The organism is Luteimonas sp. gir (assembly GCF_037198055.1).
Taxonomy (GTDB): Bacteria; Pseudomonadota; Gammaproteobacteria; order Xanthomonadales; family Xanthomonadaceae; genus Luteimonas; species Luteimonas citri_A.
Map to the genome: position 1 here is coordinate 57248 of NZ_JBBAXQ010000005.1, position 13358 is coordinate 70605.

The following is a 13358-nucleotide window of genomic DNA, read 5'->3' on the forward strand; positions in this document are numbered from 1 at the left end:
CGGCAGGCCGTACTACGCGGCCTCGGCGTCCTCGTCCAGGCGCACCCGGCCGCGCAGCGAGTTGCTGAGCGCGGCGGTGATCTCGACATCGACGAATTGCCCGATCAGGCGGGCCGGGGCGGGGAAGTTCACCGAGCGCATGTTCTCGGTCTTGCCGGTCAGCTCGTTGGGATCCTTGCGCGAGGGGCCTTCGACCAGCACCCGCTGCACGCTGCCGACCATCCGCTGCGAGATCCCGGCGGCGTAGGCGTTGATGTGCGCCTGCAGGCGGCTGAGCCGGGCGTGCTTCTCGGCCTGGGTCACCGTGTCCTCGAGGTCGGCGGCCGGGGTGCCCGGGCGGCGCGAGTAGATGAAGGAGAACGACTGGTCGAAGCCCACGTCCTCGATCAGCTTCATCGTCTTCTCAAAGTCGGCCTCTGTCTCGCCCGGGAAGCCGACGATGAAGTCCGAGGAGATCGAGATGTCCGGGCGCACGGCGCGAAGTTTCCGGATCTTCTGCTTGAACTCCAGCGCCGTGTAGCCGCGCTTCATCGCCGAGAGGATGCGATCGCTGCCGGCCTGCACCGGCAGGTGCAGGTAGTTGGCCAGCTGCGGCACGTCGCGGTAGGCCTCGATCAGCGAGTCGGAGAACTCCAGCGGATGCGAGGTCGTGAAGCGGATGCGCTCGATGCCGTCGATCTGCGCGATCGTGCGGATCAGCAGGCCCAGGTCAGCCACCTCGTCGCCGCCCATCGGCCCGCGGTAGGCGTTGACGTTCTGCCCGAGCAGGTTGATCTCGCGCACGCCCTGGCCGGCCAGCCGCACGACCTCGACCAGCACGTCCTCGAACGGTCGGCTGACCTCTTCGCCGCGGGTGTAGGGCACCACGCAGAACGAGCAGTACTTCGAGCAGCCCTCCATGATCGAGACGAATGCGCTCGGGCCCTCGGCGCGCGGCTCGGGCAGACGGTCGAACTTCTCGATCTCCGGAAAGCTGATGTCCACCTGCGGCTGGCCGGTCGCACGCTTGGCGCGGATCAGCTCGGGCAGGCGGTGCAGCGTCTGCGGGCCGAACACCAGGTCCACATACGGCGCGCGCTTGACGATCGCTTCGCCCTCCTGGGACGCGACGCAGCCGCCGACGCCGATCAACACCGGCTTGCCCCCTTGCTTGAGGGCCTTCCAGCGGCCGAGCTGGCTGAATACCTTCTCCTGCGCCTTCTCGCGGATCGAGCAGGTATTGACCAGCACGACGTCGGCTTCCTCGACATCGTCGGTGAGCTCCAGGCCTTCGGCGGCAGCGAGCACGTCGGCCATCTTGGCCGAGTCGTACTCGTTCATCTGGCACCCGTGGGTCTGGATGTAGAGCTTGCCGCGTGCGGGCAGCGCCGGGCTGGGCGCAGGCACGCCGTCGGCGGTCAGGACGGGAAGATCGAGGGTCGGCGCGGCGGGCGCCTGGGGAGCGGGCTGGGTCATGGCGTGTCCGGGGCGACGGCGCTGAGTCCGGGCCGGATGGCGGGTGGGGCGCAGAGTGTACCGGGCGCGCCGCGCAGCCGGGCCGCCCGTTCACAATCAAGCACTTGGCAACGCCGCCCGAAGACGCGACACTCCGCCGCGTGAAACGGGGATGGGGACTCATTGCGATGCTCGGTTTGCTGGCGGCCTGTCCGGTCTCCGGCAGTACGCTGTATCGCTGCGACAGCGGCGACGGCATTCCCCAGTACGTCAGCAAGCGGGTCTCGGGCGCGAGCTGTCGCGCGGTCGCCACGGCGCCGCCGGCGCCGCGCCGGACTGCCGCGGCCAAGCCCCAGGCCGCGCCTGCGACGGCGCCTGCCGGCGTGGATCGCGGCGCGCCGGCGACCTTCATGGGCGGGACGCCGAAGCCGGCCGCCGAGGCCAGCCCGGCACCGGCCACGGCGACCCCGGCCCGCAGCGGCGGGCAGCGCCGGCTGCAGCAGGGCCAGGTGTACTCCTATGTCCGCGACGGTGTGCGCCACTACAGCAGCACGCGCCCGGCCGGGGGCGCGCAGGTCGCCGCGGTGCGCACCATCCGCTACAGCTTCTTCGAGACCTGCTACGCCTGCGGCGCGGCGCCGGGGGTCAACTTCGGCACCGTCCGGCTCAACCGCGAGGCGTATCGCGATGAGGTTGCGCGTGCGGCCAGTGAGTTCGGCGTCGAGGAGGCGATCGTGCGCGCGATCATGCATGCCGAGTCGGCGTTCAATCCCAATGCGCTCTCGCGCGCCGGCGCGCAGGGGCTGATGCAACTCATGCCAGCGACCGCGCGGCGCTTTGGCGTGGTCAATGCCTTCGACCCGGAGCAGAACATCCGCGGGGGCGTGGCGTACCTGGCCTGGCTGCTGCGACGCTTCGACGGCGACCTGACCCTGGCCGCGGCCGGCTACAACGCCGGCGAGGGCGCGGTCGATCGCCACAAGGGCGTGCCGCCCTACAGCGAGACCCAGCGCTATGTGCAGCGCGTGGGGACCCTGGCCGAGCGCTATCGCGGCCAGGTCGCCAGCCGCTGAGCGTGGTGCAGGTGCGACATTTCGACCCAATTGTCGCTCGATTCAGGGTTCAGCTACACTGGCACACATCGATGCGGCCGCCCGCGGAACGGGGTTGGTCCGTGGCAGCCAGCGCACAGTAGCTACCGAAGTTTTGCGGAGTACCGATGGTCGACGAAGCGGTGATCGGACCTGGCGGCGGGGATGAGCCAGTCAATGTGGGGCGGCGCCGGTTTCTGACCGCGAGCACCCTGGTCGTGGGCGCGGTGGGGGCGGGCATCACGGCCATTCCCTTCATCAAGTCCTGGAATCCCAGCGCACGTGCGCAGCTCGCCGGCGCGCCGGTGACTGTCGACATCAGCGCGCTCGAGGAAGGTCAGCGTCTGATCGCCGAGTGGCGCGGTCAGCCGATCTGGATCGTCAAGCGCTCCAAGGCGATCCTCGACGCACTGCCCACGCTCGACGACAGGCTCAAGGACCCCGAGTCCAGCAACGTCGACCAGCAGCCGGCGTATGTGCGCGAGGCGAACCCGGAACTGCGCTCGATCAAGCCCGACATCTCGGTGCTCGTCGGTCTGTGCACGCACCTGGGCTGCTCGCCGGAGATGGTCGCCGAGATCCGGCCGGCGCCGTTCGACGCCGACTGGAAGGGCGGCTACTTCTGCCCCTGCCACAAGTCGAAGTTCGACATGGCCGGCCGCGTCTATGACGGCGTGCCCGCGCCGACCAACCTCCTGGTGCCGCCGCACTACTACGCCGACGACAACACCCTCGTCATCGGCGTCGATCCGAAGGGAGCCGCGTGATGGCCAACGTCCTCGTCCGCGGCGCCAACGGCGTCTTCAACTGGGTCAACGAGCGTGCACCGGCTTTGATGCCGATGTACCGCAAGCACATGACCGAGTACTACGCGCCGAAGAACTTCAACATCTGGTACATCTTCGGCGTGCTGTCGCTGGTCGTGCTGGTCAACCAGATCCTGACCGGCATCTTCCTGACGATGCACTACAAGCCGAGCGCGGCGGAAGCCTTCGCCTCGGTCGAATACATCATGCGCGACGTGGAGTGGGGCTGGCTGATCCGCTACATGCACAGCACCGGCGCCTCGCTGTTCTTCATCGTCGTCTACATCCACATGTTCCGCGGCCTGATGTACGGCTCCTACCAGAAGCCGCGCGAACTGGTGTGGATCCTGGGGATGCTGATCTACCTGGTACTGATGGCCGAGGCGTTCCTGGGCTACGTGCTGCCGTGGGGCCAGATGTCGTTCTGGGGCGCGAAGGTGATCATCTCGCTGTTCGGCGCGATCCCGGTCATCGGCAACGGCCTGACCGAATGGATCATGGGCGACTACCTGCCCAGCGACGCCACCCTCAACCGCTTCTTCGCGCTGCACGTGATCGCATTGCCGCTGGTGCTGCTGCTGCTGGTCGTCCTGCACCTGGGCGCGCTGCACGAGGTGGGGTCCAACAACCCCGACGGTGTCGAGATCAAGAAGGGCCCCAAGGGCAACCGTTGGTCGAAGTCCGCACCGGCCGACGGCATCCCGTTCCACCCGTACTACTCGGTCAAGGATGGCTTCTACGTCTGCTTCTTCCTGATCATCGCGGCGTTCATCATCTTCTTCGCCCCGGCGTTCGGCGGCTGGTTCCTCGAGCACGACAACTTCACCGCGGCCAATCACCTGGTCACGCCCGAGCACATCAAGCCGGTGTGGTACTACACGCCCTACTACGCGATGTTGCGCGTGGTGCCGCACAAGCTCAGTGGTGTGATCGTGATGTTCTCCGCGATCGCGGTGCTGTTCCTGATCCCGTGGCTGGACCGGTGCAAGGTCAAGTCGCACCGCTACCGTGGTCCGCTGACCAAGATCATGCTGCTGCTGTTGGCCGTGTGCTTCGTCTGGCTGGGCAAGATCGGTGCCGGCCCGGGTACCGATCCGGTCGAGACCATCGTCGGTCGCGTGCTGACCTTCCTCTACTTCGCTTTCTTCATCACGATGCCCCTGTGGACCAAGCTCGACAGGACCAAGGCCGTGCCCGATCGGGTGACGATGCATGACTAACCGACTCATTGCCCGCATCGCCGTCGCGGCGGCCGGCCTGCTGCTGTCGTTCGGCGCGCTGGCCGCGGCTGGCGGCCCGGTCCAGCATGCCGGCACGGATCTGGGCGACCGCGCCTCGCTGCAACGCGGCGCACAGGCCTACATGAACTACTGCGCGGGCTGCCACTCGCTCAAGTTCATGCGCTACTCGCGCATGGCCCAGGACCTGGGGTTGACCGAGGACGAGGTGATGAACAACCTCAACCTCACCGGCGCGGCGTTCGGCGAGCACATCATGTCGTCGATGCCGGCCGAGCACGCGGCCAAGTGGTTCGGCCAGACCCCGCCGGACCTGAGCCTGATTGCCCGCGTACGCGGCGCCGACTGGATCTTTACCTACCTCAAGTCGTTCTATCTCGACGAGACCCGCCCGCTGGGCTGGAACAACGCGCTGTTCCCCAACGCGTCGATGCCCAACCCGCTGTGGGAGATGCAGGGCCTGCAGCGCCCGATCTACGGCGAGGCGGCCGAAGGCGCCGATCCGGTGGTCGAACACCTGGAGATCGCCACCCCGGGCACCCAGGACGCGCAGCAGTTCGACCAGACGGTCCGCGACATCACTGCGTTCCTGGAGTACGTCGGCGAGCCGGCGGCCCTCAAGCGCCAGCAGATGGGCGTCTGGGTGCTGCTGTTCCTGGTGCTGCTGACCTTCATGGCCTGGTTGCTGAAGAAGGAATACTGGCGCGACGTCCACTGACGCCTTGCGGGCCGGGTGCGTCCCACCCGGCCCGGCATCGGCCCGGTGCCATTGCCGGGCGGCTCAGGGAAATGCGAGACTCGGGCACCGCGACAATCGTCTGCGAGGTGCAGGCGGCATCGCGAGGGCTGGCGGAGCCAGTCTTACGGACAGGCCGAGAAAGGCCACGGGTGCATCCATGCGAAACGTGTTGACACTGTTTTCCTCGGTCGATGATGTGCTGTGCCATCGGGCGCGGCTGGTGCTCGCGGCCAAGGGCGTCACCTACGACATGGTCGTGGTCGACCCGCGCAACCCGTCCGAGGACCTGATCGACCTCAATCCCTACCACTCGGTGCCGACCCTGGTCGAGCGCGAGCTGGTGCTCTACGCGGCCAGCGTGGTCAGCGAGTACCTCGACGAGCGCTATCCGCATCCGCCGCTGATGCCGGTCGATCCGCTGTCGCGCGCGCGGCTGCGCCTGGCCATGCTGCGCATCGAGCACGACTGGGTGCCGCAGGTGCAGGCCATCCAGATGGGCAACAAGGCCCAGGCCGAAGCCGGCCGCAAGCGGCTCAAGGAACTGCTGACCGCCTCGGTCCCGCTGTTCAAGGCCAGCAAGTTCTTCCTCAATCCCGAAATGAGCCTGGCCGACTGCGCGATGGCGCCGATCGTCTGGCGTCTGCAGGCGCTGGAAATCCCGCTGCCCAAGGATGGCGTCAAGGCGATCGAGGACTACGGCAACCGTATCTTCCGCAGCCCCGGTTTCGTCCGCAGCCTGACCCCGCAGGAACGCGCGCTGCGCCCGCTGCCCGAGTGAGTGCGCTGCGACACCGGCCGCGTGCCGGCGCCGCATCGCTGCCCGCTGCCGTCACGAGCCGTTAGACTGTTGCGCATGACGGACCAAGCGCCTGCGATGACCAGCCACCGCCCGTACCTGCTGCGTGCGCTGTACGAGTGGATCGCCGACAACGGCATGACTCCCCATATCCTGGTCGATGCGCGCCGCGCCGGCGTGCGCGTGCCGGCGCATGCCGTGCAGGATGGGCGGGTCGTGCTCAACATCGCCGACCGTGCAGTGGCACGGCTGGAGATGGACAACGACAGCGTGCGTTTTTCCGCGCGCTTTGGCGGCGTCAGCCAGTCGGTCGTGGTGCCGATCGCCGCGGTGCTGGCGGTCTACGCCCGCGAGACCGGGCAGGGCATGGCGCTGCCCGAGGACATCGTCGCGTCCGGCGATGCGCAGGACGCAGACGAGGCGCAGGTCGAGAATGCACCCGCACCCGCACCGGCGCCGACGCGGCCGACCTTCGCGTCGGTGGACGGCGGCGCGCCCGATCGCGATGACGACACCGACGGTCCGCCGGACGACGACACCCCGCCCGAGCCGCGACGCGGGCATCTGCGGGTCATCAAGTAAGACGCGACACGCTGCTCGATTGGCCCCTTATATTCGGTCCTTCTCCCAAGTGTGGGACTGGACGTTCTGCTTCGGATGGGCCGCGGCTTGCCGGCCGGAAGCCACTCTCCCCTCGGTCAAGGCATCCTGCCTTGACTCGGGCGCGCGCCATCCTTGGCGCGCTTGACGCGGCCACCGTCCGTCAATCCGCTGCTCTGAATGCTTGCAACCCGACTTCGGGTAGACGCAAAGCCATTCAGCTGGACGAAGTTGCCCACTTTCGGCCTCAGTGCGTCGTGCCGGTCGGGGATTGCGATAGCGGACCAGGGATGGTCCGCGGCGGCGAGTCCGCCATGGATGGCTGACCGAGCCGGGGAGCAGTCTCCGGCCAGCGCGACGCGCGCTCCGAAGAGGGACGCCTTGAGCGGACGGAGGCAGGTCTCCCTGACTTTGGAGAAGTACCTTACGTTCAGTGCAGCGCCGCGGCGTCGCGGCGCGTCGGTCCACTGAACGCGACCAGCCGCTCGCCGCGCAGCACCAGTTGGCCGACATGGCGCTCGATGCCGTCCTCGGAATACTCGAAGCGGAAACTGCGCTCCACGCGCAGGCGCCCGCTGTCGTCGCGGCGCAGGCGCATCGCATAGGCGTGCACGCTCTGGTCGAGCCACTGCACCCCAGCGCGCTCGCAGGCCTGCCGGCCGAGCTGGCCGGCGCGCTCGGCCGCGCCCCGTGCCGCGCTCCACCACAAGAACGCGGCGAATGCGGCTAGCATCGCGAAGATCATCGTCGGGAAATCGGGCATGGGCGCAATGTGGCGGCGCGCGGCGGCGCATGCAAGTCACGCGCGGGCACGTGCGCCACGCAATCGGGGCGGGGCTGCGTTCGGGCACCGGTCCCGACAGGTCGGACCCGTCGCGGTCAGACGTCCTGGAGCTTGAGCGACAGGTCGATCGCCTGCACGTGCTTGGTCAGGGCGCCGATCGAGACATAGTCCACGCCGTCGGCGGCGATCGCGCGCAGGGCGTCGAGGTCGACGCTGCCCGAGACCTCCAGCGGAATGCGGCCGTCGAACGGCGCGGCATGCGCGATGGCGACGGCCTCGCGTCGCATCGCCACGTCGAAGTCGTCGATCAGGATGCGCGTGCAGCCGGCGGCGAGCGCCTCGCGCAATTCGTCGAGCGTTTCGACCTCGACCACCAGCGGCAGACCGGGGGCCCGGGTATGCGCGTCGGCGATCGCCGCGGCGATGCCGCCAGCGGCGCGGATGTGGTTCTCCTTGAGCATCACCGTGTCGTAGAGCCCGATGCGGTGATTCTCGCCGCCGCCCACGCGCACTGCGTACTTCTGCGCCAGGCGCAGGCCCGGCAGCGTCTTGCGGGTGTCGAGCAGGCGAGTGCCCGTGCCGGCCAGTGCCGCGACATGCTGCGCGGTGGCGGTGGCCGTCGCGCTCAAGGTCTGCAGGAAGTTCAGCGAGGTGCGCTCGGCGGACACCAGGGCGCGGCTGCGGCCGACGAGTGTGGCGAGCACGGTGCCGGCGGTGACGCGGTCGCCCTCGGCGACGTGCCAGTCGATCCGCACGTCTGGGTCGAGCGCGCGATGGCAGGCGTCGAACCACGGCCGGCCGCAGATCACCGCGTCCTGCTTGCACAGCAACTTGGCGGTGGCCGCGCGGTCGGGCAGCAGGGCTGCGGTCACATCGCCCGTGCCCAGATCCTCGGCCAACGCCGCCGCGACGTTGGCGGCGACTGCGTCCGGGTCTGGCGGGGCGAGGCGGGGCGGGGTGGGGCGCTGGGTCATGCGTGTCGTCCGATGGCGGGCCGGTCGTGGCGCGGGGTGTTCGGTGTGTGTGGCCGGCCAGGGGTGGCCGGGCGCCCGATCACGCCGCAGGCGCCCGCATCATCAGGCGCGCGCGCCGTCCTTTGGAAAGTCGGCGACCTGTCCGGTGGCGACGCCTTCCTCGACCAGCAGCACCGGAATGCCGTCGTCGACGCGGTAGACGCGCTTGCGGTCATGGGTGATCAGCGCCTCGCGCAGCGGCTGGTTCTGCGCGGTGCCGTCCTCGCGCTGCACCGTGCCGGCGGCGATCGCGGCATTGAGCGCATCCAGGCCGGGGCGGTCGAGCAGCGACAGCGGCTGGCGGCTGGCGGGGCAGACGAGGATGTCGAGCAACTTGCGGTCCATGGGGCAGGGTCCGGGGCGTTTTTAGGAATCGCGGAAGCGTACCACCTCGCATCCCGGACGCCGGGGGCCAGCACCAGGCACAGGCTCTTCAAACGGGCGCCTTCTTCCCGGCATCGAATCCGTCGCGACCCCAGCCAGTTGGCCAATGTCCTCAACGAAAAACCGGGGTCAGAGTGCAATTTCGCAAGGCGGAATTGCACTCTGACCCCGGTTCTTGGACAGCGGTGTGCGCCGGCGCGTCTGAGGCGCGGCATGCGGACGTCACGCGTGCTTCGCGTGGTCGGATCGCGACGCGGCCTCGACCGAGGGACAGCGGCTTCCGGCTGGCAGGCGGCTGCCCGTCCGAAGTGGCCGGCCATTTCCCGCACAACCATTCCCGCACATGGGAGAAGAACCTCTAAAATGCCCGTTTGAGGCCGGAGCCCGCGCAATGTCAGCCAACGACCACAGCAGCACGTCCGCCAACGCCGCGTCAGGCGATCGGGCCGTGACCGGCAGGGCGCCGGTCGTGGGCATCGTGATGGGGTCGCGCTCGGACTGGGAGACGATGCAGCACGCGGCGCAGAAGCTCGAGCAGCTCGGCGTCGCGCACGAAGTCCGCGTGGTCTCCGCGCATCGCACGCCGGATGTGCTGTTCGATTACGCCGCCTCGGCGCGGTCGCGCGGCCTGCGCGCGATCATTGCCGGCGCTGGCGGTGCCGCGCACCTGCCGGGCATGCTCGCCGCCAAGACCGCGGTCCCGGTGCTCGGGGTGCCGGTGCAGTCCAAGGCCTTCAACGGGCTCGATTCATTGCTGTCGATCGTGCAGATGCCGGCCGGGGTCCCGGTCGCGACGTTCGCGATCGGCAATGCCGGCGCGGCCAACGCTGCGCTGTTCGCCGCGGCGATGCTGGCCGCCGACGACGCGGCGGTCGCGCACGCGTTGGATGCGTTCCGGCAGCGGCAGACCGAAGAGGTCGCCGCCAATGACGATCCGCGTCGATGAGCGCGGTCGCAGCGACGGAGCACGCGCAGGCATGACGACGGTCGGGATTCTGGGTGGCGGCCAGCTGGCGCGCATGCTGGCCTTGGCGGGCCATCCGTTGGGACTGGATTTCCTCGTGCTCGACGGCGCCGCCGACGCCTGCGCTGGCCAATGCGCACCGCTGCTGCTGGGCGGCTACGACGATCCGGCAGCATTGGCCGACCTGGCCGCGCGGGTGGACGTGGCGACGTTCGATTTCGAGAACGTGCCTGCCGATGGCGCGCGGCGGCTCGCTGCCGATGTGCCGGTGTTCCCCAATCCCGATGCGTTGGCGCTGAGCCAGGACCGGCTGGCCGAGAAGACGCTGTTCCGAGAACTCGGCATTCCGGTGCCTGATTTCGCCGATATCGTCACCCGCACCGACCTCGACGCTGCGGTCGCGCGCCTGGGCATGCCCTGCATCCTCAAGACGCGGCGGCTGGGCTACGACGGCAAGGGCCAGTTCCGGATCCGCGAGACGGCCGACATCGATGCCGCCTGGGATGCGCTCGGTGCGCAGGCGCAGGCGACCGGCCTGATCCTCGAGGGCTTCGTCGCGTTCGAGCGCGAGCTCAGCGTGGTCGCGGTGCGCGGGCGCGACGGCACGTTCCGCACCTGGCCGCTGACCGAGAACCGCCACGTCGATGGCGTGCTGTCGACCAGCCTGGCGCCGGCGGTCGCCGACGCGGGGACGGTGCGCACCGCGACCGCGCATGCGCGCGCGATCGCCGAACGGCTGGATTACGTCGGCGTGTTCGCGCTGGAACTGTTCTGCCGCGGCGACGAATTGCTCGCCAACGAGCTCGCGCCGCGCGTGCACAACTCCGGGCACTGGACGATTGAAGGCGCCGAGACCTCGCAGTTCGAGAACCATCTGCGCGCCGTGCTCGGCCTGCCGCTGGGCGAGACCGCGCCGCGCGGCGTGTCGTGCATGCTCAATTGGCTCGGCGCGATGCCCGCCGCCGCCGCCGCGCTGGCCGTGCCCGGCGTGCACTGGCACGACTACGGCAAGCAGCCGCGCGAGGGTCGCAAGGTCGGCCATGCGACCGTCCGCGCCGATGATGCGCAGACGCTGGCCCAGCGCCTGACGGCGCTGGGCGAGGCCTTGGGCCGGCAATCGCAGGTCGCGCCGGTCGTCGCGCGGCTGGGCGCGCTCACCGCCGCGTGATCTCCGCGCTCTGGGGTGCGTAGGGCGATGAGGCGGCGCGTCCGGTGCGCCGCACGCCGTCAGTCACGCGACGACGGCGCCTGCGCGCTGCGGTCCGGTCGGGCCACGGCCCAGAAGCTGGCGGCCACCAGCGCCCAGCACAGGCCGAGCGACAGCGGCACCACCGGTCGCTCGATGAGGGTCTGGAACAGGTAGGCGATCGCGTAGTCCCAGCCGTAGCCGAGGAAGCCGGCGACGTGGATGACTGCCCACAGCACCAGCGCCATGACGGACCACGCCACCACGTAGGACGACAGCGTGCTGCGCCCGAGCCTGCGCAGCGCCGCGTGGGCCGGCAGCCCGATCAACAACATCGCGACGTAGCCGAGCGAAAGTCCAATGGCGGCGCCGAGTGCCAGCCGCTGGCCGCGGCTGAGCTCGGAAAGGATCGCGTCGGTGATCGGAAAGGACACCCGGACGTAGGCGATCGCGAAAGCAGCTGCCCACACCGGCGCGATCGCGGCGGCCGCCAACGTGCGTTTCCAGGACCCAAGGCCGCGGCTCATCTGGGATCGTCGCTGACCACCAGCGGCACGCCGCGGGTCGGGTGCTCGAGCACCAGCACCGGCTGCCGGTACACCCGCTCGATGGTCTCGCGGGTCAGCACCTCGCGCGGGCTGCCATCGGCGGCGACGCGGCCGTGCTGCAGCATGACGATGCGGTCGGCATGGCCGGCGGCGAGGTTGAGGTCGTGCAGCACGACGATCACGCAGGCGCCGTCGTCGGCCAACTGACGGGCGGTCCGCAGCACCGCCTCCTGATGCTGCAGGTCGAGCGCGGCGGTGGGCTCGTCGAGGAACACCACCGGCGTGGTCTGCGCGAGGACGCGCGCGAATGCGGTACGCGAGGCTTCGCCGCCCGAGAGTGTCTGCACGTCACGGCCGGCGAGGTGGACGATGTCGGCGGTGGCCATCGCCGCCTCGGCGATGCGCGTGTCCTGCGCCGGCGCGGGCGGGTGCGGCAGCCGGCCCATCGCGACGACCTCGCGCACGCTGAAGGCGAAGCGCACCGCATGGTCCTGCGGCAGCACGCTGCGCTCGCGTGCCAGCGCGCGTGCCTTCCAGTCGCGCAGTGGTGCGCCAGCGAGCCGGACGTGGCCCGTTGCCGGAGCCAGGTCGCCGGAGGCCACGGCCAGCAGGGTCGACTTGCCGGCGCCATTGGGTCCGACGAGCGCGGTCAGCGTGCCGCGCGCGAAGCGCAGATCGACGTCGTCGAGGATCGCGCGACCGTCGATGCGCACGCTCGCACGCTCGATCGCCAGCACGTCCCGGGGGGCATCGGCTGTGCTCACGCGCCGCCCCGCTTGCGGCCGCGCAGCACCAGCCATAGGAAGAACGGCGCGCCGAGCGCGGCGGAGAACAGGCCCAGCGGAATTTCCGACGGCGGATCGAGGCTGCGCGCGGCGGTATCGGCCAGCACCACCAGCAGGCCGCCGGTCGCGCCCGACAACGGCAGCAACCAGCGATGGCCGGGGCCGGCGAGCAGGCGCACGAAATGCGGCACGACCAGGCCGACGAAGCCGACCACGCCGGCAAATGCGACCGCCGAGCCGACCAGCAGCGCGCAGACCGCGACCAGCAGCGCGCGCGTGCGACGCACATCCAGGCCGATGTGCTGGGCCTGGCGTTCGCCCAGCGCGAGCATGTCCAGTGGCGTCGCCAGGCGCGTCAACGCGATCGCACCGATCGCGAACGCCGGCATCGCGGCCAGCAGATCGGCCCAGTCGGCCATTGCCAACGAGCCCATCTGCCAGAACACCAGCGACTGCAGCTCGTCGCTGCGCGCGATGTAGGTGAAGAACCCGATCGCCGCCGAGCAGCCCGCGGCGATCGCGATGCCCACCAGCAGCAGCGTCGCGGTGCCGCCGCCGCGGTCGGGACGGGCGAGCAGATAGATCAGCGTGGTCGTCACCGCGCCCCCGGCGAACGCCGCGACCGGAATCGTCCACGCGCCGAACACGGTGGCGCCGAGCACGATTGCCGCGACTGCGCCGAGCGCGGCGCCGTGGGTCACGCCGACGATGCCCGGGTCAGCCAGCGGGTTGCCGAACAGGCCCTGCAGCCCGGCGCCGGCCATGGCCAGCGAGGCGCCGACGATGACCGCCAGCAATGCGCGCGGCACGCGCAGGTTCCAGACCACCGAGATGTCGCGTTGGGTCAATGTGCCGGCATCGGCCAGGCCCAACTGGTGGGCGATCACGTGCATCACATCGCCCGGCGGGATCCGCAGCGGGCCGACACCGAACGACAGCACGATCACCAGCGCCAGCAGCGCGAGCATGCCGACGAACAACAGGCCGCCG

Annotated in this window: 15 protein-coding genes; 8 read left to right on the forward strand and 7 right to left on the reverse strand. The window is 69.8% G+C overall.

What is annotated here, in order from left to right; all coding sequences use genetic code 11:
• Positions 1–12 precede the first annotated feature (12 nt).
• Positions 13–1455: a tRNA (N6-isopentenyl adenosine(37)-C2)-methylthiotransferase MiaB gene (gene miaB / locus WAF18_RS08935; protein ID WP_337244795.1), complete on the reverse strand. Its 1443-nt coding sequence runs from the start codon at positions 1453–1455 to the stop codon at positions 13–15.
• A gap of 167 nt (positions 1456–1622) precedes the next feature.
• Between miaB and WAF18_RS08940 the strand changes: the two genes are divergently transcribed.
• The 6 genes from WAF18_RS08940 to WAF18_RS08965 all read left to right on the forward strand — a co-directional run bounded on the left by WAF18_RS08940 (position 1623) and on the right by WAF18_RS08965 (position 6686).
• The gene (locus WAF18_RS08940; RefSeq protein ID WP_337244796.1) at positions 1623–2507 is read left to right on the forward strand and encodes a lytic transglycosylase domain-containing protein; all 885 of its coding nucleotides are present in this window, start codon (positions 1623–1625) and stop codon (positions 2505–2507) included.
• A gap of 146 nt (positions 2508–2653) precedes the next feature.
• Positions 2654–3292 (forward strand): ubiquinol-cytochrome c reductase iron-sulfur subunit, encoded by a 639-nt coding sequence (gene petA, locus WAF18_RS08945; protein ID WP_183426779.1) that lies wholly within the window; start codon positions 2654–2656, stop codon positions 3290–3292.
• Positions 3292–4551 carry a cytochrome bc complex cytochrome b subunit gene (locus WAF18_RS08950; protein ID WP_183426780.1) on the forward strand — a complete coding sequence of 420 codons (1260 nt, stop codon included), beginning with the start codon at positions 3292–3294 and terminating at the stop codon, positions 4549–4551. Before petA ends, WAF18_RS08950 begins: the two co-directional genes overlap by 1 nt.
• Positions 4544–5287 (forward strand): cytochrome c1, encoded by a 744-nt coding sequence (locus WAF18_RS08955; protein ID WP_183426781.1) that lies wholly within the window; start codon positions 4544–4546, stop codon positions 5285–5287. Before WAF18_RS08950 ends, WAF18_RS08955 begins: the two co-directional genes overlap by 8 nt.
• A gap of 178 nt (positions 5288–5465) precedes the next feature.
• Complete coding sequence (locus WAF18_RS08960; protein WP_183426782.1) at positions 5466–6086, forward strand: glutathione S-transferase N-terminal domain-containing protein; 621 nt, start codon at positions 5466–5468, stop codon at positions 6084–6086.
• Between the two features lie 75 nt (positions 6087–6161).
• Positions 6162–6686 carry a ClpXP protease specificity-enhancing factor gene (locus WAF18_RS08965; RefSeq protein WP_337244797.1) on the forward strand — a complete coding sequence of 175 codons (525 nt, stop codon included), beginning with the start codon at positions 6162–6164 and terminating at the stop codon, positions 6684–6686.
• A gap of 448 nt (positions 6687–7134) precedes the next feature.
• Here WAF18_RS08965 and WAF18_RS08970 read toward each other — a convergent pair whose 3' ends face one another.
• The 3 genes from WAF18_RS08970 to WAF18_RS08980 all read right to left on the reverse strand — a co-directional run bounded on the left by WAF18_RS08970 (position 7135) and on the right by WAF18_RS08980 (position 8846).
• Positions 7135–7467 carry a DUF3301 domain-containing protein gene (locus WAF18_RS08970; protein WP_337244798.1) on the reverse strand — a complete coding sequence of 111 codons (333 nt, stop codon included), beginning with the start codon at positions 7465–7467 and terminating at the stop codon, positions 7135–7137.
• A gap of 116 nt (positions 7468–7583) precedes the next feature.
• The gene (gene nadC, locus WAF18_RS08975) at positions 7584–8462 is read right to left on the reverse strand and encodes a carboxylating nicotinate-nucleotide diphosphorylase (protein WP_337244799.1); all 879 of its coding nucleotides are present in this window, start codon (positions 8460–8462) and stop codon (positions 7584–7586) included.
• Between the two features lie 102 nt (positions 8463–8564).
• On the reverse strand, positions 8565–8846 hold the full coding sequence (locus WAF18_RS08980) for a Trm112 family protein (protein WP_337244800.1): 282 nt from the start codon (positions 8844–8846) through the stop codon (positions 8565–8567).
• Between the two features lie 520 nt (positions 8847–9366).
• Here WAF18_RS08980 and purE point away from each other — a divergent pair.
• Together purE and WAF18_RS08990 are read left to right on the forward strand one after the other, a co-directional pair.
• Complete coding sequence (gene purE, locus WAF18_RS08985) at positions 9367–9831, forward strand: 5-(carboxyamino)imidazole ribonucleotide mutase (RefSeq protein ID WP_255492934.1); 465 nt, start codon at positions 9367–9369, stop codon at positions 9829–9831.
• Between the two features lie 31 nt (positions 9832–9862).
• A complete protein-coding gene (locus tag WAF18_RS08990) occupies positions 9863–11017 on the forward strand; it encodes a 5-(carboxyamino)imidazole ribonucleotide synthase (RefSeq protein WP_337244885.1) in 1155 nt (384 codons plus the stop codon).
• Positions 11018–11076: 59 nt separating this feature from the next.
• Here the strand turns inward: WAF18_RS08990 and WAF18_RS08995 are convergent, their stop codons facing one another.
• The 3 genes from WAF18_RS08995 to WAF18_RS09005 are packed head-to-tail and all read right to left on the reverse strand — an operon-like array spanning position 11077 to position 13336.
• A complete protein-coding gene (locus WAF18_RS08995) occupies positions 11077–11562 on the reverse strand; it encodes a hypothetical protein (protein ID WP_337244801.1) in 486 nt (161 codons plus the stop codon).
• Entirely contained in the window at positions 11559–12347 is a 789-nt protein-coding gene (locus WAF18_RS09000) for a heme ABC transporter ATP-binding protein (protein WP_337244802.1), read from the reverse strand. The genes WAF18_RS08995 and WAF18_RS09000 overlap by 4 nt, the downstream gene beginning before the upstream one ends.
• Entirely contained in the window at positions 12344–13336 is a 993-nt protein-coding gene (locus WAF18_RS09005) for an iron ABC transporter permease (RefSeq protein ID WP_337244886.1), read from the reverse strand. The genes WAF18_RS09000 and WAF18_RS09005 overlap by 4 nt, the downstream gene beginning before the upstream one ends.
• Between the last annotated feature and the right edge of the window lie 22 nt (positions 13337–13358).